Source organism: Microvirga yunnanensis (assembly GCF_025460875.1).
In genome coordinates this window covers 103,867-124,344 of the sequence record NZ_JAMXFI010000012.1, presented here as the reverse complement: position 1 = coordinate 124,344, position 20,478 = coordinate 103,867, and the positions used below count along the sequence as shown (strand labels likewise).

Annotated in this window: 19 protein-coding genes and 1 pseudogene; 15 read left to right on the top strand and 5 right to left on the bottom strand. The window is 67.2% G+C overall.

The annotated features are described in order from the left end of the window. From NF876_RS08925 to NF876_RS08915, 3 genes are all read left to right on the top strand, one after another. A partial coding sequence (locus tag NF876_RS08925; RefSeq protein WP_262268438.1) for an alpha/beta fold hydrolase occupies nucleotides 1-371 on the top strand: 371 nt, incomplete at its 5' end. 303 nt (nucleotides 372-674) lie between these two features. Beyond that, the gene (locus NF876_RS08920; protein WP_262268437.1) at nucleotides 675-950 is read left to right on the top strand and encodes a PepSY domain-containing protein; all 276 of its coding nucleotides are present in this window, start codon (nucleotides 675-677) and stop codon (nucleotides 948-950) included. A 4-nt stretch (nucleotides 951-954) separates the two neighbouring features. Continuing rightward, entirely contained in the window at nucleotides 955-1,539 is a 585-nt protein-coding gene (locus tag NF876_RS08915; protein ID WP_262268436.1) for a cytochrome b/b6 domain-containing protein, read from the top strand. An 11-nt stretch (nucleotides 1,540-1,550) separates the two neighbouring features. On the opposite strand, the gene NF876_RS08910 is transcribed toward NF876_RS08915, so the two are convergent. The 3 genes from NF876_RS08910 to NF876_RS08900 are packed head-to-tail and all read right to left on the bottom strand — an operon-like array spanning nucleotide 1,551 to nucleotide 3,885. Further along, a complete protein-coding gene (locus tag NF876_RS08910; RefSeq protein ID WP_262268435.1) occupies nucleotides 1,551-2,909 on the bottom strand; it encodes a sensor histidine kinase in 1,359 nt (452 codons plus the stop codon). After that, complete coding sequence (locus tag NF876_RS08905; protein ID WP_262268434.1) at nucleotides 2,906-3,574, bottom strand: response regulator transcription factor; 669 nt, start codon at nucleotides 3,572-3,574, stop codon at nucleotides 2,906-2,908. Before NF876_RS08905 ends, NF876_RS08910 begins: the two co-directional genes overlap by 4 nt. After that, nucleotides 3,574-3,885, bottom strand: a complete 312-nt coding sequence (locus tag NF876_RS08900) for a PepSY domain-containing protein (RefSeq protein ID WP_262268433.1) — start codon at nucleotides 3,883-3,885, stop codon at nucleotides 3,574-3,576. The genes NF876_RS08905 and NF876_RS08900 overlap by 1 nt, the downstream gene beginning before the upstream one ends. A 131-nt stretch (nucleotides 3,886-4,016) precedes the next feature. Here NF876_RS08900 and NF876_RS08895 point away from each other — a divergent pair, with 131 nt between their 5' ends. Together NF876_RS08895 and NF876_RS08890 are read left to right on the top strand one after the other, a co-directional pair. Beyond that, nucleotides 4,017-4,295 carry a PepSY domain-containing protein gene (locus NF876_RS08895; RefSeq protein WP_262268432.1) on the top strand — a complete coding sequence of 93 codons (279 nt, stop codon included), beginning with the start codon at nucleotides 4,017-4,019 and terminating at the stop codon, nucleotides 4,293-4,295. 48 nt (nucleotides 4,296-4,343) lie between these two features. Next, nucleotides 4,344-4,817, top strand: a complete 474-nt coding sequence (locus NF876_RS08890; RefSeq protein WP_262268431.1) for a hypothetical protein — start codon at nucleotides 4,344-4,346, stop codon at nucleotides 4,815-4,817. Nucleotides 4,818-4,991: 174 nt separating this feature from the next. Here NF876_RS08890 and NF876_RS08885 read toward each other — a convergent pair whose 3' ends face one another. Then, the gene (locus tag NF876_RS08885) at nucleotides 4,992-5,696 is read right to left on the bottom strand and encodes a Spy/CpxP family protein refolding chaperone (protein WP_262268430.1); all 705 of its coding nucleotides are present in this window, start codon (nucleotides 5,694-5,696) and stop codon (nucleotides 4,992-4,994) included. A gap of 292 nt (nucleotides 5,697-5,988) precedes the next feature. Between NF876_RS08885 and NF876_RS08880 the strand changes: the two genes are divergently transcribed. Beyond that, on the top strand, nucleotides 5,989-6,831 hold the full coding sequence (locus NF876_RS08880) for a universal stress protein (protein ID WP_262268445.1): 843 nt from the start codon (nucleotides 5,989-5,991) through the stop codon (nucleotides 6,829-6,831). Nucleotides 6,832-6,902: 71 nt separating this feature from the next. Next, nucleotides 6,903-7,975 (top strand): annotated as a pseudogene (locus NF876_RS08875) (NAD(P)-dependent alcohol dehydrogenase). 23 nt (nucleotides 7,976-7,998) lie between these two features. Here NF876_RS08875 and NF876_RS08870 read toward each other — a convergent pair. Further along, entirely contained in the window at nucleotides 7,999-9,867 is a 1,869-nt protein-coding gene (locus tag NF876_RS08870; RefSeq protein ID WP_262268429.1) for a PHA/PHB synthase family protein, read from the bottom strand. A gap of 174 nt (nucleotides 9,868-10,041) precedes the next feature. Between NF876_RS08870 and NF876_RS08865 the strand changes: the two genes are divergently transcribed. From NF876_RS08865 to NF876_RS08830, 8 genes are all read left to right on the top strand, one after another. Further along, entirely contained in the window at nucleotides 10,042-10,875 is an 834-nt protein-coding gene (locus NF876_RS08865; RefSeq protein WP_262268428.1) for a universal stress protein, read from the top strand. Between the two features lie 33 nt (nucleotides 10,876-10,908). Further along, nucleotides 10,909-13,503: a cation-translocating P-type ATPase gene (locus NF876_RS08860; protein ID WP_315975015.1), complete on the top strand. Its 2,595-nt coding sequence runs from the start codon at nucleotides 10,909-10,911 to the stop codon at nucleotides 13,501-13,503. Continuing rightward, nucleotides 13,500-14,081: an NAD(P)H-dependent oxidoreductase gene (locus NF876_RS08855; protein ID WP_262268427.1), complete on the top strand. Its 582-nt coding sequence runs from the start codon at nucleotides 13,500-13,502 to the stop codon at nucleotides 14,079-14,081. Before NF876_RS08860 ends, NF876_RS08855 begins: the two co-directional genes overlap by 4 nt. 65 nt (nucleotides 14,082-14,146) lie before the next feature. Then, on the top strand, nucleotides 14,147-16,009 hold the full coding sequence (locus tag NF876_RS08850) for a heavy metal translocating P-type ATPase (protein WP_373696636.1): 1,863 nt from the start codon (nucleotides 14,147-14,149) through the stop codon (nucleotides 16,007-16,009). Nucleotides 16,010-16,113: 104 nt separating this feature from the next. Beyond that, entirely contained in the window at nucleotides 16,114-17,709 is a 1,596-nt protein-coding gene (locus NF876_RS08845; protein ID WP_262268425.1) for an MBL fold metallo-hydrolase, read from the top strand. 130 nt (nucleotides 17,710-17,839) lie between these two features. Beyond that, nucleotides 17,840-18,241 (top strand): hypothetical protein, encoded by a 402-nt coding sequence (locus NF876_RS08840; RefSeq protein WP_262268424.1) that lies wholly within the window; start codon nucleotides 17,840-17,842, stop codon nucleotides 18,239-18,241. Beyond that, nucleotides 18,238-18,567, top strand: a complete 330-nt coding sequence (locus tag NF876_RS08835) for a c-type cytochrome (RefSeq protein ID WP_373696635.1) — start codon at nucleotides 18,238-18,240, stop codon at nucleotides 18,565-18,567. The genes NF876_RS08840 and NF876_RS08835 overlap by 4 nt, the downstream gene beginning before the upstream one ends. 71 nt (nucleotides 18,568-18,638) lie before the next feature. Next, entirely contained in the window at nucleotides 18,639-20,474 is a 1,836-nt protein-coding gene (locus tag NF876_RS08830; RefSeq protein WP_262268423.1) for an adenylate/guanylate cyclase domain-containing protein, read from the top strand. The last annotated feature ends 4 nt before the right edge of the window (nucleotides 20,475-20,478 follow it).

Below are 20,478 nucleotides of genomic sequence, written 5' to 3'. Positions count from 1 at the left end.
AACTCTTCACGTCGCAACTGATGCCAGACGCGACGAAGGACGAATTCGAGTCGTTCAACGAGCTCCAGCGGCGCTCATGTTCACCGGAGTGCGCGGCTCGATACTACGAGGCCATCTGCGATCTGGACGTCCGCGAGCTATTGCCGAAGGTAACTACGCCGACGCTGGTCCTGCATGTTCGCGATGACCGCATGGCTCCTGTGGCGGCTGGGCGCGCGATGGCCTCCGACATTCCTGGCGCTCGTTTCGTGGTGCTCCCCGGCTGCAATCATCTCTTTCGCGAAGGTGAACCAGCCTCTGACCGCTTCTTTGAAGAGGTGACGGCATTCATTAGCCAACCAGGGCTGGAAGGCGGGCCCGAACAGCCGTGATGTCGGCGGTTTTTGTTTCGTCGCCGTTGTTCTCGCAACAGCACCCGACCTGGTGGTCCGGTCGCCTCCTTGGAGATGCTATCGTTGGAAGGCCCCAGTCGCACCCGATGCGGTGGGAGAGCGGATGCCCATCTGTTCGAGTGCTTGACAAGACCGAACAAGTGGCCGATCGGCTCCTGTGAGGTGACCCCTCTGAGACTGACAGGAAGCTGACAGGACACAACAGCGGGAGGTCAGCGGTCATGCGCCACTCTCCATAACAATCCGGCGCCGCGGAGGCGCGGAGAGACAGGAGACAACACCATGCGCACCATCATGATGACCGCCGCCATCATCGCCGTCCTTAGCAGCGGGGCCGTCGCCCAGGCGAGCAGCCTCGGGCGTCCCTGCACCACGGCGCCGCAGAGCCAGTGGCTCTCGGTCGAGTCCCTCAAGGCCAAGGCCGAGGCCCAGGGCTACAAGGTCCAGAAGGCGAAGATCGCCAAGGCCTGCGGCGAGATCTACGCCCTCGACCGCAACAACGCCCGCACCGAGCTGTTCGTCGACCCTACCTCGGGCGAGATCGTCGCCAAGGAGTGACGCCATGACCGCGAGCAAATCCGCGGTCGAGGCCGCCGGCGTGATGCCGGCGGCCGCCGCCTCATCCCAGGCCACGACCGTCCATGTCTGGGATCCGTTCGTCCGCATCTTCCATTGGAGCCTCGTGGGTTTGTTCGCCGTCGCTTTCGCAACCGGGGACGAGATCGAGGGGCTGCACATCCGCGTGGGCTATGCGATTGCCGCTCTCGTCGCGCTGCGGATCATCTGGGGCTTCGTCGGCTCCCGGCATGCCCGGTTCAGCGACTTCGTCCGTTCGCCAGGTGAGATCGCGACCTACTCGGGTCAGGCGCTTCGGTTCAGGGCGCCGCGCTATCTCGGCCACAATCCGGCGGGCGGCGCCATGGTCGTGTCCCTGCTCGTCATGATTGGCGGCATCGCGGCCACCGGGTTCGCGATGACCACGGATGCGTTCTGGGGCTCGCAGTGGGTCGAGAACCTCCACGAGGGGCTCGTCTACGCCACGCTGGGACTCATCATCTTGCACGTGGTGGGCGTCATCTTCTCCGGCCTGGAGCACGGGGAGAACCTGGTGAAGGCGATGATCACGGGCCGCAAGCGGGCTCCGTGAGCCGGGACCCCTCAGGCGTCGCTCGGCAGCCGGACCTCCGCCAGAAGACCGCCGAGCGCCGAGCGACGCAGGGACAGCCAGCCGCCGTAGGCCTCGACCAGATCCCCGACGATGGCGAGGCCCAGCCCCGTGCCGGGGCGGGTCTCGTCAAGACGGCCTCCGCGGGCGAGCACGGCATCGATCCGGTCTTCCGGCACGCCGGGACCATCGTCCTCGATCCGGAGGATCGCCGTTTCGCCTTCGCGCTGGCTGCCGATCCGCACGGTGCTGGCGGCCCAAGCGGACGCGTTCTCGGCCAGATTGCCGAGGATTTCGGCAAGGTCCTGAGCATCCATCCGGATCCCGAGACCGTCGGTGGCTTCGATCTCCCACGTGAGCTTCTGCCCCTGCGGGGTTCGCCGGAGCACGCCGACCACCTGCTCGACCACGGGGCGGATTGGTTGGACCGATCCTGACCGCGCCCGAAGGCCAATCCGCGCCCGCACCAGTTCGCGCTCGACATGACGGCGCATCCCTGCTGTGACGGTTTCGATCTCGTCGGCAAGGCGAGTGTCCCCGCGGGCCCGCAGTTCCTCCGCATCGCCGCCCAGGACCGTGAGCGGCGTCTTCAAGCCGTGCGCGAGATCGGCCGCCCTTGCCCTTGCCTGGGCGATGGCCTTTTCCTGCGCGTCGAGCAGGTGGTCGACCTCGGAGGCCAGCGGCCGGACCTCGTCCGGAAAGGCCGCCCCCAGACGGTCCGCCGCGCCGGACCGGACCTGGGCCAGACGGCGGCGCACGGCATCGAGCGGGCGCAGGCCGACACCGACCTGGATCCAGGCGGCAGCGATCAGGACCGCGGCCAGGAACGCCAGGGAAGGAACGAGATCGGAGGCGAACGTCAAGCCTGCGGCATGGACCTCCGCACGGTCGAGGGCCACCACGGCGCGGATCATTCCCCCGCCCAGGCGTGCGGGGAGGGTGATCCGCCGCTCAACCGCCAACAGCGAGGCGCCGCCCGGACCAGGGATGGTGTGCTGGTGGACCTCCCCGGCAGCCGGAACGTCGGACGGCAGGGTCAGGGTGGCATCCCAGAGTGAGCGCGACCGCAGCACGGCGTTCGTCCCTTCCTCGGCGATCTGCCAGTAGAGTCCGCTCAGGGGCTGGAGGAACCGCGGCTCGGCCGGAGGGGTACCGACCTCGAGCGTGCCGCCTTCCGCCTGGGCGAGGCCGCTCACGAGCTGATTGAGGTGCGAGCCGAGCTCGGCCGCCATGCGCCGCTCTACATGCCGTTCGAACAGCAGCAGGAGGCCAAAGCCAGCAATCGCGAGGGCGAGGATGATGGACACCGCGCCGACGGCGAGCAGCCGCAGCCTGAGCGAACCCTGCCTCATGTCGGAGCACGCTCCGGCACGAGGTACCCGAAGCCGCGGCGGGTCTCGATCAAATCGACGCCGAGCTTCCGGCGCAAGCGTCCGACCAGCACCTCCAGGGCGTTCGGATCGCGATCGTGGTCATGCGCGTAGAGGTGCTCCATTAGTTCGGTCGGCGGGATCACCCGCCCGGCATGGTGCATCAGGTAGCTCAGGCAGCGGTATTCGAGCGGTGACAGGGTGAGGGGCATATCGTCGACGGCGACGCGCATCCTGCGGGTGTCGAGCACGACCGGACCAGACACGAAGATGGGCGTGGAACGGCCGGCGGCCCGGCGCAGGAGCGCCCGCACGCGGGCCAACAGCTCCTCCATGGCGAACGGCTTGGCGAGGTAGTCGTCGGCGCCGGCATCGATGCCCTCGACCCGCTCCGCCCAGGCACCGCGTGCCGTGAGGATCAGGACCGGCAGGTCGCGCCCGGCCGCGCGCCATTTCTTGAGCACGGCGAGGCCGTCCATCTTCGGCAGGCCGAGGTCGAGGACGGCGAGATCGTAATCCTCCGTGTCGCCCCGGAACCAGGCGTCCTCGCCGTCTGCAACCTGATCGACAGCGTAGCCCGCTCCCACCAACACGGCCTCAACCTTGCGGGCGACGCGGGGATCGTCCTCGACGAGCAGAATGCGCATCAGTGGCCCTCCCGCTTGAGGATCGCGGCCGTGGCGGCATCGACATAGACCTCCCACAACCGTCCGGCCGGATCGATCACCTTGAACTCGTAGGTCCAGCGATCGCGCTTGCGCTCGAACTCCACGCCGACCACCTCGCCGCCGAGGTCGGACCGCACCCGGGACATGATCTCGGCCAGCGCGAGTGCCTCACCGCGTTCGACAGCATGGCGGGCCTGGTCATAGTCACGCTCGTGATCCGCCAGGGCGGCCGATGACAGCAGGGCTGCGGCGAGGCCGAGAACGATCATGTTGCGGCGGGTCTTGCTCATGAGGCGAGGATGCCCCTGCGCGCCTGACAATTCGCTGACATGGATCAACAGCAGGCCGAAAGCGGCAGGTCGCTAATGTCGTCCTCATCGATCCGGACATGCCGTTCGGGTCAGGACAACAGGAGACCGACATGCGCACGATCATGATGATGTCAGCCCTTCTCGCTGCGGGGTTCGCCGTCCCGGCATTGGCCGATGATTCCGTCAACCGCTGCGCGCCCGGCCGGGATGGCAGGACCGTTGCCGCAAGCGAGGTGAGCAAGGGACTCGAGGGCCTTGGCTACCGTGTGGACCGGATCAAGGCCGAGCACGGCTGCTACGAGGTGCGGGCGGTCAACGACAGCGGCTTCCCGATCGAGGCAGTCTATGCCCGGGCCACGGGCGAACTCGTCCAGGCACGCCTTCGCTGAACGGGAACACGAAGCACGCACGAGAATGACGAAACAGGAGATCCGGTCATGTTCACGAACAAGTCCCTTGCCGCCCTCGTCGCACTCGGCTTGACGGTCGGGCTTTCCGCGGCCGTTTCCGCGGCTGCCCCGCACGGGCCCGACGGGCACGCCATGGAGTTGCGGCTCGACAACGGCCAGAAATGGCAGACGGACGAGGCCTTGCGGACCGGGATGGGCCGGATCCGCGATGCCATCGACGCGGCCTTGCCGTTGGTACATGCGGGCCGGTACGGCGCGGCCGATTTCTCCGCGCTCGCCGACAGGGTCCAGGAGCAGGTTGACTACGTGGTGGCGAACTGCAAGCTCCCAGAGGAGGCCGACATCCAGCTCCATCTGGCGCTGGCGCAGATCATGGACGGGATCAACGTCATGAAGGGGGAGGGCGGCCAGGACAAAGGTGTCGCCGCCGTCGTGCAGGCCCTGAACGCGTATGGCGGCCACTTCGATCATCCGGAGTGGAAGCCGCTGGGGGATCGATGATGGGTTCCGCGCGCGACGGCCACCGTCACGGACGCGTGAAGCAAGGGGAGCGCCGTATGCGCTCCCCTCACGATCAGCGAAGCCGCGGAGCCCCATCCTGGCGGGGACTCCCATAAGGCCGTTCCTGCTTGGAAGGCGCCGGCCCCGGGTATCGCAACAAGACGGTTCGCCGCCTCAGCGGTCGTCCCGGCCATCGTCGTCGGCATTGTCGCGCATCATGGCTCCGCCGGGCCCCATCATGCCAAGTCCGATCATTCCGCCCGGGCCCATGACGCCCCCGGGTCCCATGGGGGCGAGAACCTGCAAGCGGCGCTTCTGCGCCTCATCAAGGGTGGCGTAGAGCGGAGCTGCCGCATCGGCGAGCTTGCGCAGCGCGTCCGCTCCCTGGCTCAGGCGATCCGCCATGCCGCGGATCAGGGCCACACGATCCCCCGCCAGTGCGTCTTGGTTCTGGCGCATGGCCTGCATATGGCTGAGATGAAGCGCAGCGAGGCCGCGGACCGCGGTTTCGATCGGAGGCCACAGCTTCTCCTGCTCGGCCGACAGCTTCAGCCCGGCATGGACCGCGGCGATCTGGGCGTCGGCAAAGGCGCTCATGTCCTCGGGCGAGAACCGGCCCATCATGCCCCGATCCGACCTCCCCATCATTTCTCGACCCATCATGCCGTCTGGCGTGCCCTGGCCTTGCATCATGCCTCGGCCCATCGGCATTTGCGCCCCGGATTGAGGCGGCGCGGTCCGAGACTGTTCGGGGGCGGTGGACTGGGCCTGCGCAGCGATCGCGCCACCTGGATGGTGCTGCGCGTGGTCGGCGGGCGCCTGGGCCAGCGTCGGCCCGGCGAGGGCGGTCAGAACGGCGACGAGAATGGGCGTCTTCATGGAGGCTCTCCTTCTTGAGCCCGGTTCGCGGGATTGGGAAATGAATGGGTCCGCCTCCCGTTTCGGATGCGATGGAACCGATCATATCACGTCCGTCAGGCGCGTCATGAGACCGACAGCCCGGATGACGGGCAGGCCCCGGCCGATCCAGTCGGCCACGGACCATGATGCCTGGATACCGGGGCTTTAGGAGCCGACCGTGACCTTGCGGCAGATCAAGGCGGCGTACCTCGATCATGCCGTAGTCTTCCCCAGGGGTTTCATTCGGGACAGCGACAAGGGGAGGAATGCCATGATCGAGACCATCAAGAGCGTGTTGATCGGCCTAACGAAGGAGTTCGGCCCAGAGGAGACCTCGTCCGCCTTGGCTTACGGCCTCTCGCTGGCGCAGCAGGCGGGCGCCCATGCCACCGTCCAGGCCGCTTCCGTCAAGCTGGACCTGTCGAGTGCCGGGATCAGCAAGGTCGTGTCCGGCCTTGTCCGGGAGGAGAATCAGCGCCTTCACGCCCTCGCCGAGGCGGCGGCCCGAAGCGCCCAAGGCGATGCCAGCGCGGCGGGAATTGCGTGGTCCACCGCCGCCCCTCATCTCAGCTATCCGCAACTGCTCGCCGTCTTCAAGGCGCTGGCTCGTCTGCATGACCTCACCGTCGTCGACGCAGAGCCGGAAGCCCTCGCCCTCGACCGGGGACTGATCGATGCCCTGCTGATGGACAGCGGACGTCCGCTCCTCGTTGTCCCGCCTGGGCAGGACGTGTTCCGCGCCCGGCGCATCATCTTGGCCTGGGACGGCAGCGGACGGGCTGCTCGCGCGGCGGCCGACGCCCTGCCGTTCCTACGGGCGGCAGAGACCGTGGAGGTGGTCGCCGTGATGGGCGAGAAGGAGCTGCCCACGACCGTGACCGACGCCGACATCGCGCCGCACCTGACCCGCCACGGCGTCAAGGTGACTGTCCAGACCCTGCCGGCCTTGGAGAGCGACGTCGCCGAGACCCTGCGCAACCACGCCACCCTGACCCATGCCGACATGATCGTCATGGGCGGCTACGTGCACTCGCGGCTGCGCGAGCTGGTGTTCGGCGGCGTGACCTCGTCCCTGCTGAAGCAGAGCCCCGTCGCGCTGTTCCTCTCCTACTGACGGCAAGGGCTCCGGCAGGCCACGGCAGGAGAGCAGCCGAACACCGACACAGCACACGGAAGGAGGTCGCCATGCCCAGGATGAAAGCTGCCATCTTCATCGAGCCCGGCCGCATCGTGCTCGACGAAAGGCCGATCCCGGATATCGGCCCGCTCGATGCGCTCGTCCGCATCACCACCGCGACGATCTGCGGAACAGACGTCCACATCCTCAAGGGCGAGTATCCGGTCGCGCGCGGACTGACCATCGGGCACGAGCCCGTCGGCGTGATCGAGAAGCTTGGCTCGGCCGTGCAGGGCTACAAGGAGGGGCAAAGGGTCATTGCCGGCGCCATCACGCCGAGCGGGCACAGCGAGGCCTGCCTGTGCGGCGGCCATTCCCAGGACGGGGCCGGCACCAGGCATGGTGGAAGCCGCTCGGCGGCTGGCGCTTCGGCAACACCATCGACGGCTGCCAGGCGGAATATGTGCGGGTGCCCGACGCCATGGCCAACCTCGCTCGGGTGCCGGACGGGCTCACCGACGACCAGGTGCTGATGTGCCCGGACATCATGTCGACTGGCTTCTCCGGCGCGGAGAGCGGCCGCATTCGCATCGGCGACACGGTGGCCGTGTTCGCCCAGGGGCCGATTGGCTTGGGCGCCACGGCCGGCGCCCGCCTGATGGGCGCAACCACCATCATTGCGGTCGAGAGCGTGCCCGAACGCATGGCGATGGCGCGCCGGATGGGCGCGGACCATGTGGTCGACTTCACCAAGGCGGATCCAGTCGCGGAGATCAGGCGTCTGACCGACGGGCGCGGCGTCGATGTCTCGATCGAAGCGCTCGGGCGGCAGGAGACCTTCGAGGCAGCATTGCGTGTGCTCCGTCCCGGCGGAACCTTATCGTCGCTCGGGGTCTATTCGGGCGATCTCAGGATCCCGCTCGACGGATTTCTGTCAGGCTTGGGCGACCACACGATCCGGACGACGCTCTGCCCCGGCGGCGAGGAGCGCATGCGACGACTCATGGCGGCCATCGCGTCGGGCCGCGTCGACACGCGTCCTCTCGTGACACACCGCTTCAAGCTCGACCGGATCGAGGAGGCATACGACCTGTTCGGCCACCAGCGCGACGGGGTCCTGAAGGTGGCGATCACGCCATAGCAATGCCGGGAAGTCCATGAGGACTAAGGTTGCAGGACATACGCGCCCGGGGCGTCGCACAGCACGGGATAGCCACGAGAGGACGCTCCCGATAACGGAGGCTGCGTAGGCTTGCCGGAATGGGCCGCGAGCCAGCGCGCCCATTCCGGCCACCATGACCCCTCATGCCGGGGCGCGATCCTAGTCCAGGTGTCCGGATCCAGATAACGGTCGGTGGCGGGCTTCGTCAGGATCTGGAAACGCCCGCCCGGCTGGTCCGGGTCGGCCACGATGCCGGCGTTATGGCCTCCCGTTGTGAGAAGGAACGTCACGTCCGTGTCGGCCAGGAGATGGATCTTGAACGCCGAGCGCCACGGCGCCACGTGATCGCGCTCGGTGCCGACGGCGAAGATCGGGGTACGAATATCGCTGACGGCGATGGGCCGGCCGTCGGCCAGGAAACGGCCCTCGGCGAGATTGTTGTCGAGAAAGAGTTGCTCAAGGTAATCCGCGTGCATGCGGTAGGGCATGCGGGTCGCGTCGGCGTTCCAGGCCATGAGATCGTTCAGCGGCGTGCGCTCGCCCATCAGGTAATGCCGGACGAGCCGCGACCAGATGAGGTCGTTCGAGCGCAGGAGCTGGAACGCGCCGGCCATCTGCCGGGTGTCGAGATAGCCCTGGCTGCGCATCATGTCCTCCAGGAAGTGAACCTGGCTCTCGTTGATGAACAGGGTGAGCTCTCCTGCCTCCCGGAAATCGGCCTGCGCCGCCAGCAACGACACGGTCTGCAAGCGCTCGTCCCCGTCACGCGCCATGGCGGCCGCGACGATCGCCAGGAGCGTGCCGCCGAGACAGTAGCCGACCGCGTGAATCTTGCGATCCGGCACGACGGCGTTGACCGCGTCGAGCGCGGCCATCACGCCGAGCTTTCGGTAATCGTCCATCCCGAGATCCCGATCATCCGCCATCGGGTTCTTCCAGGAGATCATGAACACGGTGAACCCCTGGTCCGTCAGGTATCGGACGAGCGAGTTCGCCGGGGACAGGTCGAGGATGTAGTACTTCATGATCCAGGCGGGCACGATCAGGATTGGCTCGGGCCGGACCTCATCCGTCGTTGGCGCATACTGGATCAACTCGATGAGACGGTTGCGATAGATCACCTTGCCCGGGGTGACGGCCACGTCGCGGCCGACCTGGAAAGCCTCGGTGCCGACCGCGGGTTTCGAGCGAACGATCCGCTGCCAATCGTCGAGGAAATTGTGAAAGCCCTGCACGAGGTTCTGGCCGCCCGTTTCCAGGATGCGCCGCTGCACCATTGGGTTCGTGGCCACGAAATTCGAAGGCGCCGCCATGTCGAGGATCTGGCGCGAGACGAACTCGACAACGGCTTCATGTCGCCTGGTGACGCCGTCGACGTCGGTCGTGGCGTTGTGCCACCATTGCTGTTGGAGCAGGAAGGCCTGATGAATGACGTTGAACGGCCAGCGCTGCCACTCGTCTCCGGCAAAACGACGATCCTGGGGCAGCGGCTCGACGCATGGCTCGCAGATGCCGCCGTCCAAGGCGCAGCGAGAGGCGAACTGCACCAGACGGGTTCCTTTGCGGGCGGCCCTCGCGGCGAGTTCGAGCTGCTTGCCGGGCGAGATGGCAAGGTGGACCGCCCAATCCATGTAGGCGGCGGTGAGTGCCGCGGGAGAAAGGCCGCCCGTGAGACGGGCCAGGCCGGCATGGGCGGCATGATCGAGGGTATCCCGGATCTGATGAAGTTCGGCGTCCTCCGACGAGAGGGCGACAGGAATGGGTGGGGGCATGGTGGCGGGAGGCCGATCCGGCTTCTGCCCAGGTGACGGGACAGCCAGGGCCTTCGGTGTGCGATCGCGCGTGCGAAGACCAGATGGACGGGATGACATGGCAGTCTCCGGATCATGCCCACTGGCCCACCCCAGGGGATCGCTCGACGATAACCCGAGCCTTCCTCAGGCGAATTGCGCCAGATCAAAGCGTTCTCCTCGAATTCGGCCACATGATGATCGATGGTCGCTCCTGCACGACAGGTGTGTGCGGGCACGCAGAGGGAGAGGGCGATGATCAAGGACATCATGGTGCATCTCGACGGCAGTCCCGAGGACGAGATCCGATTGGAGCACGCGCAGGCGCTCGCGTCGGCCGGACGGGCCCAACTGCTCGGACTCTTCACCAATCAGGTTCCCGATCTCACGGTCGCCATGCCGATGGACGGCGGCGCGGCCGCGATCCAGATCCTGACCGAACTCCAGGACCAGGCCATGAGGGACGGTGATGCCAGGGCCAAGTGGCTGAAGCAGCGGTGGGCAAGCCTTCAGGTGCCGAACGAGTTGCGCCGGCTCGACGAGTCATTCGGCGTATTGACCGGAAAGGTGGTGCAGCAGGCCCGCTGCGCCGATCTCTTCATCGCCACACGGCCCTACGGCGAGGCCAAGGCAGCGGTCTGGCCGGACCTGGTGGAGGCGGTGCTCTTCGGCAGCGGGCGCGCAATGCTGCTCGTGCCGCCAGGCCAGCATCGGCGGGGACCGATCGAGACAGTGCTGGTCGCCTGGAACGGCAGCCGCGAGTCGGCGCGAGCCCTGCGCGAAGGGCTGGAGTTCATCGAGCAGGCCGCACGCACGGTTGTCCTGGTCGTCGATCCTCCGACGGATGGGATGCCCTGTGCCGATCTGAAGGCCCATCTCGCGCACCATAATGTCGTTGCGGAGATCGTCACCGCCGGGAGCGAAGGACGTCCCGTCGCCGAGATCATCCTCGAGGAGGCGCGCCGCATTTCCGCGGACCTCGTCGTCATGGGAGGCTACGGCCACACCCGTCTGCGGGAGCAGGTGTTCGGCGGCGCGACGCGGGACATGCTCACCGCCTCCGAAAGCCCGATCTTGGTTGCCCATTGAGGCCGGCCGCGCCAATCGCCCAGGGAGCCGGACATGCCCTCGCAGGCGCAGCCCACACCGAACGACACTGAGGCTGACACCACGGCCGGGATGCATGCCAGATCGTCGGGGCTCGACGAAGCCGAGGCGCAGCGCCGCCTCGCACACTACGGGCCGAATGCCGTCCAGGCAAAACGCTCCCGCGGCATCCTCGACATCGTGCGCGGGATCCTGCGCGAGCCGATGTTCCTGCTCCTGCTCGTTGCGGCGGGACTCTACCTGGTGCTCGGCGACATCGGCGAAGGCCTGTTCATGGTCGCCGGCGCCGTCGTGACGATCGGGCTGGTGGTGGTGCAGGAGGCCCGGAGCGAGCGGGCCCTGGCGGCCCTGCGCGAATTGGCCGAGCCCTTCGCACGGGTGATCCGCGGCGGGACCGAGCGACGCCTCCCGGCCCGGGAGGTCGTCCCCGGCGATCTCATCCTGGTCGGTGAGGGTGAACGCCTGCCAGCCGACGGCATTCTGATCGATGGCGATGCGCTGACGGTCGACGAGTCCGCCCTCACGGGCGAGTCGGTCCCGGTGTCCAAACGTCCGGCGGTCGATGTGACTGATGCCGGCGATCCCGAGCCGGGCGGGGACGACACGCCGTTCCTGTTCGCCGGGACCCTGAACGTGCGCGGACAGGGCGTCATTCATGTGATCCGTACGGGCGCGACGACCCGATTGGGACGCATTGGTGCCTCACTCGCCGCCATCGAGGACGAGCCGACGCTGCTGCAACGGACGACCGGCGCGCTGATCGCCAGACTTGGGATCCTTGCGCTCGCGTTCTGCGCCCTTGTCGCCGTGGTGTACGGCATCCTGCGGGACGACTGGATCGGCGGCACCTTATCCGGGATCACGCTGGCGATTGCGTTGCTGCCGGAAGAGTTCCCGATGGTACTGGCGGTCTTCATGGCGCTCGGGGCCTTTCGCCTCGCGCGCCACAAGGTGCTGGTGCGCCGCGCCGCGGTGATTGAGACCCTCGGGGCGGCCACGTTCCTGTGCGTTGACAAGACCGGCACGCTGACCGAGAACCGGATGAAGGTCACCGTGATGTGGCGGGGCGGAGAGGTGCAGGATCTGCGCGGCACTGGCAGGCCTCCCGACACTGCCGTCGAGCTTCTACGGACGGCAGTGCTGGCATCCGCCGTCCATCCGGTCGATCCCATGGACAGGGCGGTCCGTATCCTGGGGATGCGGGTTCTTTCCGGGCAGGTCTCGGCCGAGGCGCCGCTGCGGACCTATCCGCTCCGTCCGGAGTTGCTGGCCCTCATCCAGGTCTGGCCGGACCCGATGGGTGGCGTTCTGTATGCCGCGAAAGGGGCGCCGGAGGCCATTTTCCGTCTCTGCCGCATGAGCGATGACGAGCGTGCCGCGATGGATGTCGTGGTTGCGGGGCTGGCAGGCCGCGGCCTGCGGGTGCTGGGCGTGGCATCCGCTCGCGATGACAGGGACCGTGCAACCGCTCCCGAGGACCAGTCGTTCCGGTTTGAAGGCCTCGTCGGGTTTGCTGATCCCGTGCGGCACGACGTTCCCCAAGCCATTGCCGAGGCGGAACGGGCCGGGATCACGGTGGCGATGATCACGGGCGACTACCCGGCCACGGCCCTGGAGATCGCCCACCAGGCCGGGATCGAAGCAAGCGCCGGGGTGCTCACCGGCAAGGAGGTGGCCGAACTCGATCCGGACGGCCTGCGTGAATGGGTGCAGCGGATTCGGGTCTTCGCCCGCATCATGCCGGAGCAGAAGCTCGCCCTCGTCGAGGCTCTGAAGGCCAATGGCGCGGTCGTTGCCATGACTGGTGATGGCGTCAACGACGCACCGGCGCTCGAGGCGGCTCACATCGGCATCGCCATGGGGCAGCGGGGCACGGATGTCGCAAGGGAGGCGGCGGACCTCGTCCTCCTCGACGACCGCTTCGTCTCGATCATCGGTGGCGTGCGGCTCGGGCGGCGCATCTTCGCGAACCTGCGCAAGGCGCTGACCTACGTCACCGCCATCCACGTGCCGATCGCGGGGCTGGCCCTGCTGCCGTTGCTCATGGGCCTGCCGCCGATCCTGTATCCGATGCACGTGATCCTGTTGGAACTCGTGATCGATCCCGTCTGCTCGCTCGTCTTCGAGGGCGAGCCGAGCGAGCGGCACGCGATGGAAAAGCCGCCGCGTCCCGCCACCGAGCCGCTCTTCGGCACCCCCCAGATCGTGCTCGGGTTCGTCCAGGGGGCCGTCGTCCTCGGGGCCGTCCTCGGCCTTTATGTCTGGGCGCTGGATGCCGGCGTCGCCGAAATGCAGGCACGGGCCTCGGCGTTCGCCGCCCTGGTGCTCGGCAACCTGGTCCTGGCCTTCGCCGACGCGGCGGAGCCGGGAACCTCCTTCTTCGACCGGAGGCGGCTCGCCTTCTGGGGAATCGGAGCCGGGGCCGCCGTCATCGTCACCGCAGTCATTTACGTTCCGCCGCTGGCCGCCATCCTCCGGGTTTCCCCGCCGGGCCTGTCCTGGTGGGCGGCGACCTTGATCATCGCGGTCCTGGCCGGCGGTTGGTTCGGGCTGGCCCAGCGGCTTCGGGAGGTTTGGGCGCCGAACGACGGGCCAGGGACGACGGCATGACGCGCATCGTTATCATCCAGGGCCATCCCACGCCCGGTGGCCATTTCTGCCACGCACTCGCAGAGGCCTACGCGGAAGGGGCCTTCGCCGGCGGCCATCAGGTCCGGTTCATTGCCGTTGCCGACCTTGACTTCCCGCTGTTGCGCTCGAAGGCGGATTGGGACGGCGCCCCGCCGTCGTCCGTCATCGCCGAGGCCCAGCGGACGATGGCGTGGGCCGAGCACCTCGTCATCATCCATCCCCTGTGGCTGGGAGGGATGCCCGCGCTCCTCAAGGGCTTCCTGGAGCAGGCCTTGCGGCCCGCCTTCATGACGGGATGCACCGGGGCAAGCGGCAGTTGGAAGAGCGCACTCAAGGGACGCTCGTCGCGCATCGTCGTGACCATGGGCATGCCCGCCCTCGTCTACCGATGGTACGTCGGGGCGCATGGCCTCAAGAGCCTCAAGCGCAGCATCCTGTCCCTGGTCGGAATCGGCCCGAACCGCCACACCCTCATCGGCGGGATCGAGGGCATGGGCGGTGCCAGGCGCAAGGCATGGCTCGCCGCCATGCGAAGGCTCGGGGCGAAAGCCCGATAGGATGAGCGATGTCGGGGATCCGGAAAGCCACGCCTGAAATTTCCTCCATGCTGCACCCGCTTGCGATGCCGAGCGCACAGGGCCGGCGCAGTCTGCACCGCTTCATTCGCCCGATCCTCGTGGTCGTGCCCCTGTTTGGGCTGATCCTGGGATGGGGCGCGCAGATTGGCGGGGCCGGGCAGTGGTTCGGATCGATCTGGGCCGCGGCCACGATCCCCGTCCTGGGTGCGCTTCTCGTCGAGATCGCTGCAAGCCTGCGCCGCGGGGATGTAGGCCTCGACATCGTGGCGGCCTTGTCCATGACCGGTGCGCTCCTGTTCGGGGAGAACCTTGCCGCCGTCGTGGTGGCGCTGATGTATGCGGGCGGGCAGTATCTCGAGAGCTTTGCCGAGCGCCGCGCCGAACGCGAGATGACGGCGCTGCTCGGGCGCGTTCCCCGCACGGCAATCCGCTATCGGGATGGACGGCTCGAGGAGGTCGGCCTTGAGGCGATCACATCGGGAGACTGCCTGCTCATTCGCCAGGGCGATGTGGTGCCGGTGGACGGCACCGTGGCGCAGGGAACGGCGGTTCTCGACCAGGCCGCTCTCACGGGCGAGGCGCTGCCCGTGCGCAAGGATCACGGTGAGCCGGTGATGAGCGGCGTGACGAATGCCGGCGATGCCTTCGACCTGACCGCCACCCATCGCGCCGCCGAAAGTACCTATGCCGGCATCATTCGCCTGATTGAGGCGGCCCAGGCATCGAAGGCACCGATGGCCCGCCTTGCGGATCGGTTCGCCATCGCTTTCCTGGCCCTCACCGTTGCGCTGGCCGGTGGGGCATGGCTCTGGACCGGAGATCCCATCCGGGCCTTGACCGTCCTCGTCGTGGCCACGCCTTGCCCGCTGATCCTGGCGGTTCCTGTCGCCATTGTCTCCGGCGTGTCGCGGGCCGCCAAGGCAGGCGTGCTCGTGAAGGGAGGCAAGGCGCTGGAGGCGCTGGCGCGGGTGCGGGTGCTGGTGATCGACAAGACGGGCACGCTGACCCACGGCGAAGCCCGATTGACGACGATCCAGCCGATGACCGGGTTCGCGAGCGAAAGACTGCTCCAGCTCGCGGCGTCGCTCGATCAGGCCTCGAAGCACGTGATCGCCCGGGCGCTTGTCCGTGAGGCGCATTCAAGGGACCTGCAGCTGCCGCTACCCACCAAGGTCATCGAGGTTCCTGGCGAAGGAGTGGAGGGTAGCGTCGATGGTCTCAATCTCGTCGTGGGTGGGGTTCGGTATGTCTCGCAACAGGCACCCGAGACTCGAGAAACCCTGGCCGGGAGCCAGTACCCTGTCGGATCGGTTGTGGTTGCGGTGGCAGTCGATGGCCAGCTCGCCGGACTCCTGGTTCTGGCGGACCACCTGCGCACGGAAGCGGCTCAGGTCATCGAAAGGCTTCGTCGGTTGGGAATGAACCGGATCGTCCTGGCCTCCGGAGACCGCAATGACGTCGCGGAAGCCGTCACGGTCGGACTGCATCTCGATGGCGTTCATGCCGATCTCACACCTGATCGGAAGATCGCCATCGTGCAGGCCGAGAAGCGATACGGTCCCGTGATGATGATCGGTGACGGCGTCAACGACGCTCCCGCCCTGGCCGCGGCCGACCTGGGCGTTGCCATGGGCGCCAAGGGCGCCGCAGCCAGCGCCGAGGCCGCGGACGTCGTCCTCCTCGTCGACCGTCTCGACAAGATTCCTGCGGCGATCCACGCGGCGCGTCGGTCGCGCCACATCGCGCTCCAGAGCGTCTATGCCGGGATCGGCCTGTCCGTCGTCGGAATGATTGGTGCCGCCTTCGGCTACCTGACGCCCGTGCAAGGGGCTCTCATCCAGGAGGCCATCGATGTCGCCGTGATCCTCAATGCGTTGCGGGCCTTGTGGGGACCAGAGCCGGCCTGACGGCCATTCCCAAAAAGCTTGACCGGGATCAAACACGACGGCTCGACGACAGTGTACGAAGGTGCGATCCTTCCGCCCGACGGTCAAAGCCAGGGAGAGAACCCTTGTCGCTTCGCCTTCACTTCCACGGTGCCGCCCGAACCGTGACCGGTTCCTGCTTCATGCTCGAGACGGACACCGCCCGCATCCTGGTCGATTGCGGCATGTTCCAGGGATCGAAGGAAGAGAGGGAGCTCAACTACGAGCACTTCCCGTTCCGTGCCGCAGGGATCGATGCCCTCTGCCTCACCCATGCCCACATCGACCATAGCGGCCTCGTGCCGAAGCTGGTGAAGGCCGGCTTCGACAGACCGGTCTACGCGACGGCCGGAACGGCCGACCTCGCATCGATCATGCTGCCGGACTCCGGCTACATCCAGGAAAGGGAGGTCGATCAGCTCAACCACCGCAACCGCCGCCGGGGTCGGGAGACCGTGTCCCCGATCTATACGGAGGAGGATGCCATCGTGTCCCTCACGCAGTTCCGGCGTGTGCCATACGGCCAATGGCAGGATGTCGCCCCCGGCTTCCGTGCACGCTACTGGAATGCCGGTCACCTTTTGGGTTCGGCCTCCATCGAGATAGAGGTGACGCATGGCGGTGACGGGACGCCGACGCGCCTCCTGTTCTCGGGCGATATCGGACCCGACCACAAGCTCCTGCAACCGGACCCCGACGGCCCTCGCGATCTCGACTACGTCCTGCTTGAATCGACCTATGGCGATACGGACCGGGCCGGCACCACCATCGAGCATCGCCGTCGGATGCTGCGCGATGAGGTCCGCGCAGCGATGCATCCGAGCGGGGCCCTGTTGATCCCGTCCTTCGCGGTCGAGAGGACGCAGGAGCTTCTGGTCGACCTGATGGAGCTGATGGAGGCCGGCGAACTGCCCGACATCCCGATCTTCATCGACTCGCCTCTCGCCTCGAAGGCAACTGCCATCTTCAAGCGGCATGCCGGGGAACTCAGGAACGGTGCCGACCTGATCCAGGCGCTGGAGTCCCGATGGGTGCGCTTCACGGAGAGTGTCGAGCAGAGCAAGGCGATCGACCGCATTCACAGATTCCACATCATCATCGCAGCCAGCGGCATGTGCGAGGCGGGCCGCATCCGGCATCACCTGAAGGCCTGGCTCTGGCGCGACGAGGCCACCGTCCTCTTCGTCGGCTTCCAGGCCCAGGGCACGCTCGGACGGATCCTACAGGATGGCGCCGCGAAGGTGCGGATCCAGGGCGAGGAGGTCAAGGTCCGCGCCCGCATGCGGACCCTCGATCTCTACTCGGGGCATGCGGACGGGCCGGAGCTGAAGGCCTGGCTTGCGGACCGCCTTCCGGTCCGGCGTGGGGTCTTCCTCGTGCACGGTGAGGATGCGCCCCTCAAGGCGCTGCAAGCGTCCCTTGCTGATCTCGATCACGTGCCCGGCGCGATCATCCCGGAGATCGACGATGTCTACGATCTGGCGGGCGATCGGGCAGTCCGGATCGAGCGGCACGAGGAGCGTCTGCCGGGCGCGAGCGCGGGCCATCGCGACTGGCACAACGACTACGCGGAGCTCCTGCTTGAGATCAGTGATGCCGTGGAGGCTGCGGCCGACAGGAAGGCGAAGGGGGTCGTCATCCGGCGCATCAGGGACGCCTTGAGGAGCGAATCCAAGGACTAGGCGGGCTGACTTGCCCGCCCCTGATTCCGCGACGGATTGATCAGGATCAAGGTGGGCGAGCAGGTATCCTCTAAGCTTTGCCACGATGTCGGGGTCTGTTCGAGACCTGCGTGAATTCTGAGAGGGACCGATGCTCCATCACGTCACGCTTCACCTGGCCCGCAGCAAGCAGTTTCCCGAGGGCAGTCCGCGCTACGGCTACGAAATCACCGCGCCGCTCGACCCGGAAGGCCATCTGGACCAGGAGGAGTGGTCGGACAAGCGGGCCTGCTGCCGGGTCCGCCGCTTCTGGGCCGGCGAGGAACGGCACGGTGTCCTGGTCCATCGGGCGGGCGGGTCTGGCGGAGCGACCTGGATGATCGATTACAATCAGGATCGGCCCGGCGACGAGGAGGCGGGTTATCACCTGCACCAGCATCGCTTCGTGGAGGGTGAATACGTCACCATCGAGGACGACGATGGCAAACCCTATACGTTCCAGGTCGTCTCGGTGACACCGGCGGAACTTCGCAAGGCGGAGGAGCATCGATGATGGGGCGGCTCACCCTTCTCTGCCTTGCCCTCGCGTGTGCCTCATGTGCCTCATCGGCCTCCATGGCTCAATCGGGGCGGGCACAGCGCGGGTTCACGTTCGCGCAGACGAACTGCTCGCAATGCCATGCCATCGGTCGGTTCGGTGACAGTCCCATTCCGGAGGCGCCGCCCTTCCGGACCCTGCACAGCCGCTATCCGATCGAGGACCTCGCGGAGGCCTTTGCCGAAGGCATCACGACGGGCCACCCTTCCATGCCGCAGTTCCAGCTCGATCCCGCGCAGATCAACGACCTGCTCGCCTACCTGAATTCCATTCAGGGTTAGGGCATGACGGCGGCGGTTTTCATGGACCGTAGCGGCACGAAGGCGCATCATCAGGGCGACGGGAGGGTGCCGTGGATGAGCCGGATCGCCGTCTGCTGGCCATTGTCTGTGCCGACATAGCGGGCTACTCGCGCCTGATGAGCGAGGACGAGGACGGGACCTTCGCCCGGCTCCGGAGCCTGCTGGCCGATGTGGTCACCCCCTCAGCCGCGCGACACCACGGCCGCATCGTCAAGACGATGGGCGACGGCTTCCTGGCCGAGTTCGGCAGCGCCATCCAGGCGGTCGGCTTCGCGGTCGAGGTCCAGCGGCGGTGCAAGGAGATGGGCAGCCCGCTGTGCTTTCGCATCGGCATCCACGCCGGGGACGTCATCTGGACGAATGGGGATGTCTTCGGCGATGGCGTCAACATCGCCGCTCGGCTGCAAGAGGTTGCCGAACCCGGCGGAATCCTGGTCTCTCGCCACGTCCGCGACCACGCAAGGGATCGCTTCCCATTCGAGGAGGCCGGGGAACGGAGGCTCAAGAACATCTCGCGCCCGGTTCGGACGTTCCGTGTCGCGGGGCAGCCTCGGCCGCGCAGGCATTCGCCTCCGGCAAGGCTCCTGAAGGGACGTGCGCTCCCGATCGGGCTAGCCATGGTGCTCCTGCTTGTCACCGGGCTTGCCGCATTCTTCCTATCAGGCCCGTTCCCTTGGCGACAGGAACCGCAGGGTGGCCGGCCGACGATCGCGGTTCTGCCCTTCGCCAATCGCTCCGGCGATCCGGAACAGGATTACTTCAGCGATGGACTGACCGAGAACGTCCTCACGGCGCTGGCCCGCTTCCCGCACCTGTTCGTCGTCTCGCGCAACTCGACCTTCTCCTACAAGGGCAAGGTGATCGACCTGACCGAGGTCGGGCGCACCCTCGGCGTGCGCTACGCCCTGGAGGGCAGCGTGCAGAAGGCGGGAGACCAGATCCGCGTCTCCGCCCAGCTCAGCGACACGCGCGGCGGCGCCCAGATCTGGGCCGAACGGTATGACCGACCCTTGCAGGAGATCTTCGCCATCCAGGACGAGATCGCCGAAAGGATCGCGGCCCGGCTCGGAGCCACGATTCAGAGGGCGGAGGTCGCCGCCGGCCTGAGGAAGCCGACCACCGACCTGACTGCCTACGACTACTATCTTCGCGGCCGGAGCCTGCGCCAGACGAACCGGAGGGACAAGGCGATCGAGGCCCGCACCCTCTTCGAGAAGGCGGTCGAGCTCGACCCCCTGTTCGCGCCCGCCATCGCGGAGCTGGCCTTCTCCGACTACCGCGAGGTGGCGCTGCGTTGGGATCCGCCCAGTCGGGAGAAGGTGCTGGAACGGGGCCTGTCCTATGCCGAGCGGGCGCTGGCGGCCGAGCCCTCATTGCCCCTGGCCCACATGGTCATGGGCGACCTGCTCCTGCGCCGGCTTTCGCATGACGAGGCCATCCGCTGGGCCAGGCGGGCCGTCGAGCTCAACCCCAGCGAGGCCGAATACCACGCCGGCCTCGCGAACATCCTCACCTTCGCAGGTCAGGTCGAGGAGGCAGTTTCCCTCATGCGGCGAGCGTTCGTGCTCGATCCGCTCCATCCGCCCAACTACGACATGTACTTGGCCCGCGCCCTCTTGTTGGACCGACGGTTCGACGAGGCTCTGCCGCACCTGCGTGACTGCGCGCGGCGGGCGCCGGACTACTGGCCGTGCCACCTGTTCTCGGCCGTGGCCTATGCGCACCTCGGTCGTGCCGCGGAAGCCCGGTCAGCGATCGAGGACCTGCGGAGGAACTCGACCGTCCGCTCCATCGGCGGCTTCCTCGGGACCGGTGAATACCTGCCCGGCCCGCATCGCGACCTGATCCAGGAGGGCCTTGCCAATGCTGGCCTGCCGATGGACTGAGGAA

Coding starts and splice junctions, on each gene's coding strand:
- NF876_RS08840 (WP_262268424.1), top strand. CDS start 17,840: ATGCTCCATCACGTCACGCTTCACCTGGCCCGCAGCAAGCAGTTTCCC.
- NF876_RS08890 (WP_262268431.1), top strand. CDS start 4,344: ATGTTCACGAACAAGTCCCTTGCCGCCCTCGTCGCACTCGGCTTGACG.
- NF876_RS08905 (WP_262268434.1), bottom strand. CDS start 3,574: ATGCGCATTCTGCTCGTCGAGGACGATCCCCGCGTCGCCCGCAAGGTT.
- NF876_RS08835 (WP_373696635.1), top strand. CDS start 18,238: ATGATGGGGCGGCTCACCCTTCTCTGCCTTGCCCTCGCGTGTGCCTCA.
- NF876_RS08860 (WP_315975015.1), top strand. CDS start 10,909: ATGCCCTCGCAGGCGCAGCCCACACCGAACGACACTGAGGCTGACACC.
- NF876_RS08915 (WP_262268436.1), top strand. CDS start 955: ATGACCGCGAGCAAATCCGCGGTCGAGGCCGCCGGCGTGATGCCGGCG.
- NF876_RS08885 (WP_262268430.1), bottom strand. CDS start 5,696: ATGAAGACGCCCATTCTCGTCGCCGTTCTGACCGCCCTCGCCGGGCCG.
- NF876_RS08870 (WP_262268429.1), bottom strand. CDS start 9,867: ATGTCATCCCGTCCATCTGGTCTTCGCACGCGCGATCGCACACCGAAG.
- NF876_RS08855 (WP_262268427.1), top strand. CDS start 13,500: ATGACGCGCATCGTTATCATCCAGGGCCATCCCACGCCCGGTGGCCAT.
- NF876_RS08865 (WP_262268428.1), top strand. CDS start 10,042: ATGATCAAGGACATCATGGTGCATCTCGACGGCAGTCCCGAGGACGAG.
- NF876_RS08920 (WP_262268437.1), top strand. CDS start 675: ATGCGCACCATCATGATGACCGCCGCCATCATCGCCGTCCTTAGCAGC.
- NF876_RS08895 (WP_262268432.1), top strand. CDS start 4,017: ATGCGCACGATCATGATGATGTCAGCCCTTCTCGCTGCGGGGTTCGCC.
- NF876_RS08880 (WP_262268445.1), top strand. CDS start 5,989: ATGATCGAGACCATCAAGAGCGTGTTGATCGGCCTAACGAAGGAGTTC.
- NF876_RS08850 (WP_373696636.1), top strand. CDS start 14,147: ATGCCGAGCGCACAGGGCCGGCGCAGTCTGCACCGCTTCATTCGCCCG.
- NF876_RS08910 (WP_262268435.1), bottom strand. CDS start 2,909: ATGAGGCAGGGTTCGCTCAGGCTGCGGCTGCTCGCCGTCGGCGCGGTG.
- NF876_RS08900 (WP_262268433.1), bottom strand. CDS start 3,885: ATGAGCAAGACCCGCCGCAACATGATCGTTCTCGGCCTCGCCGCAGCC.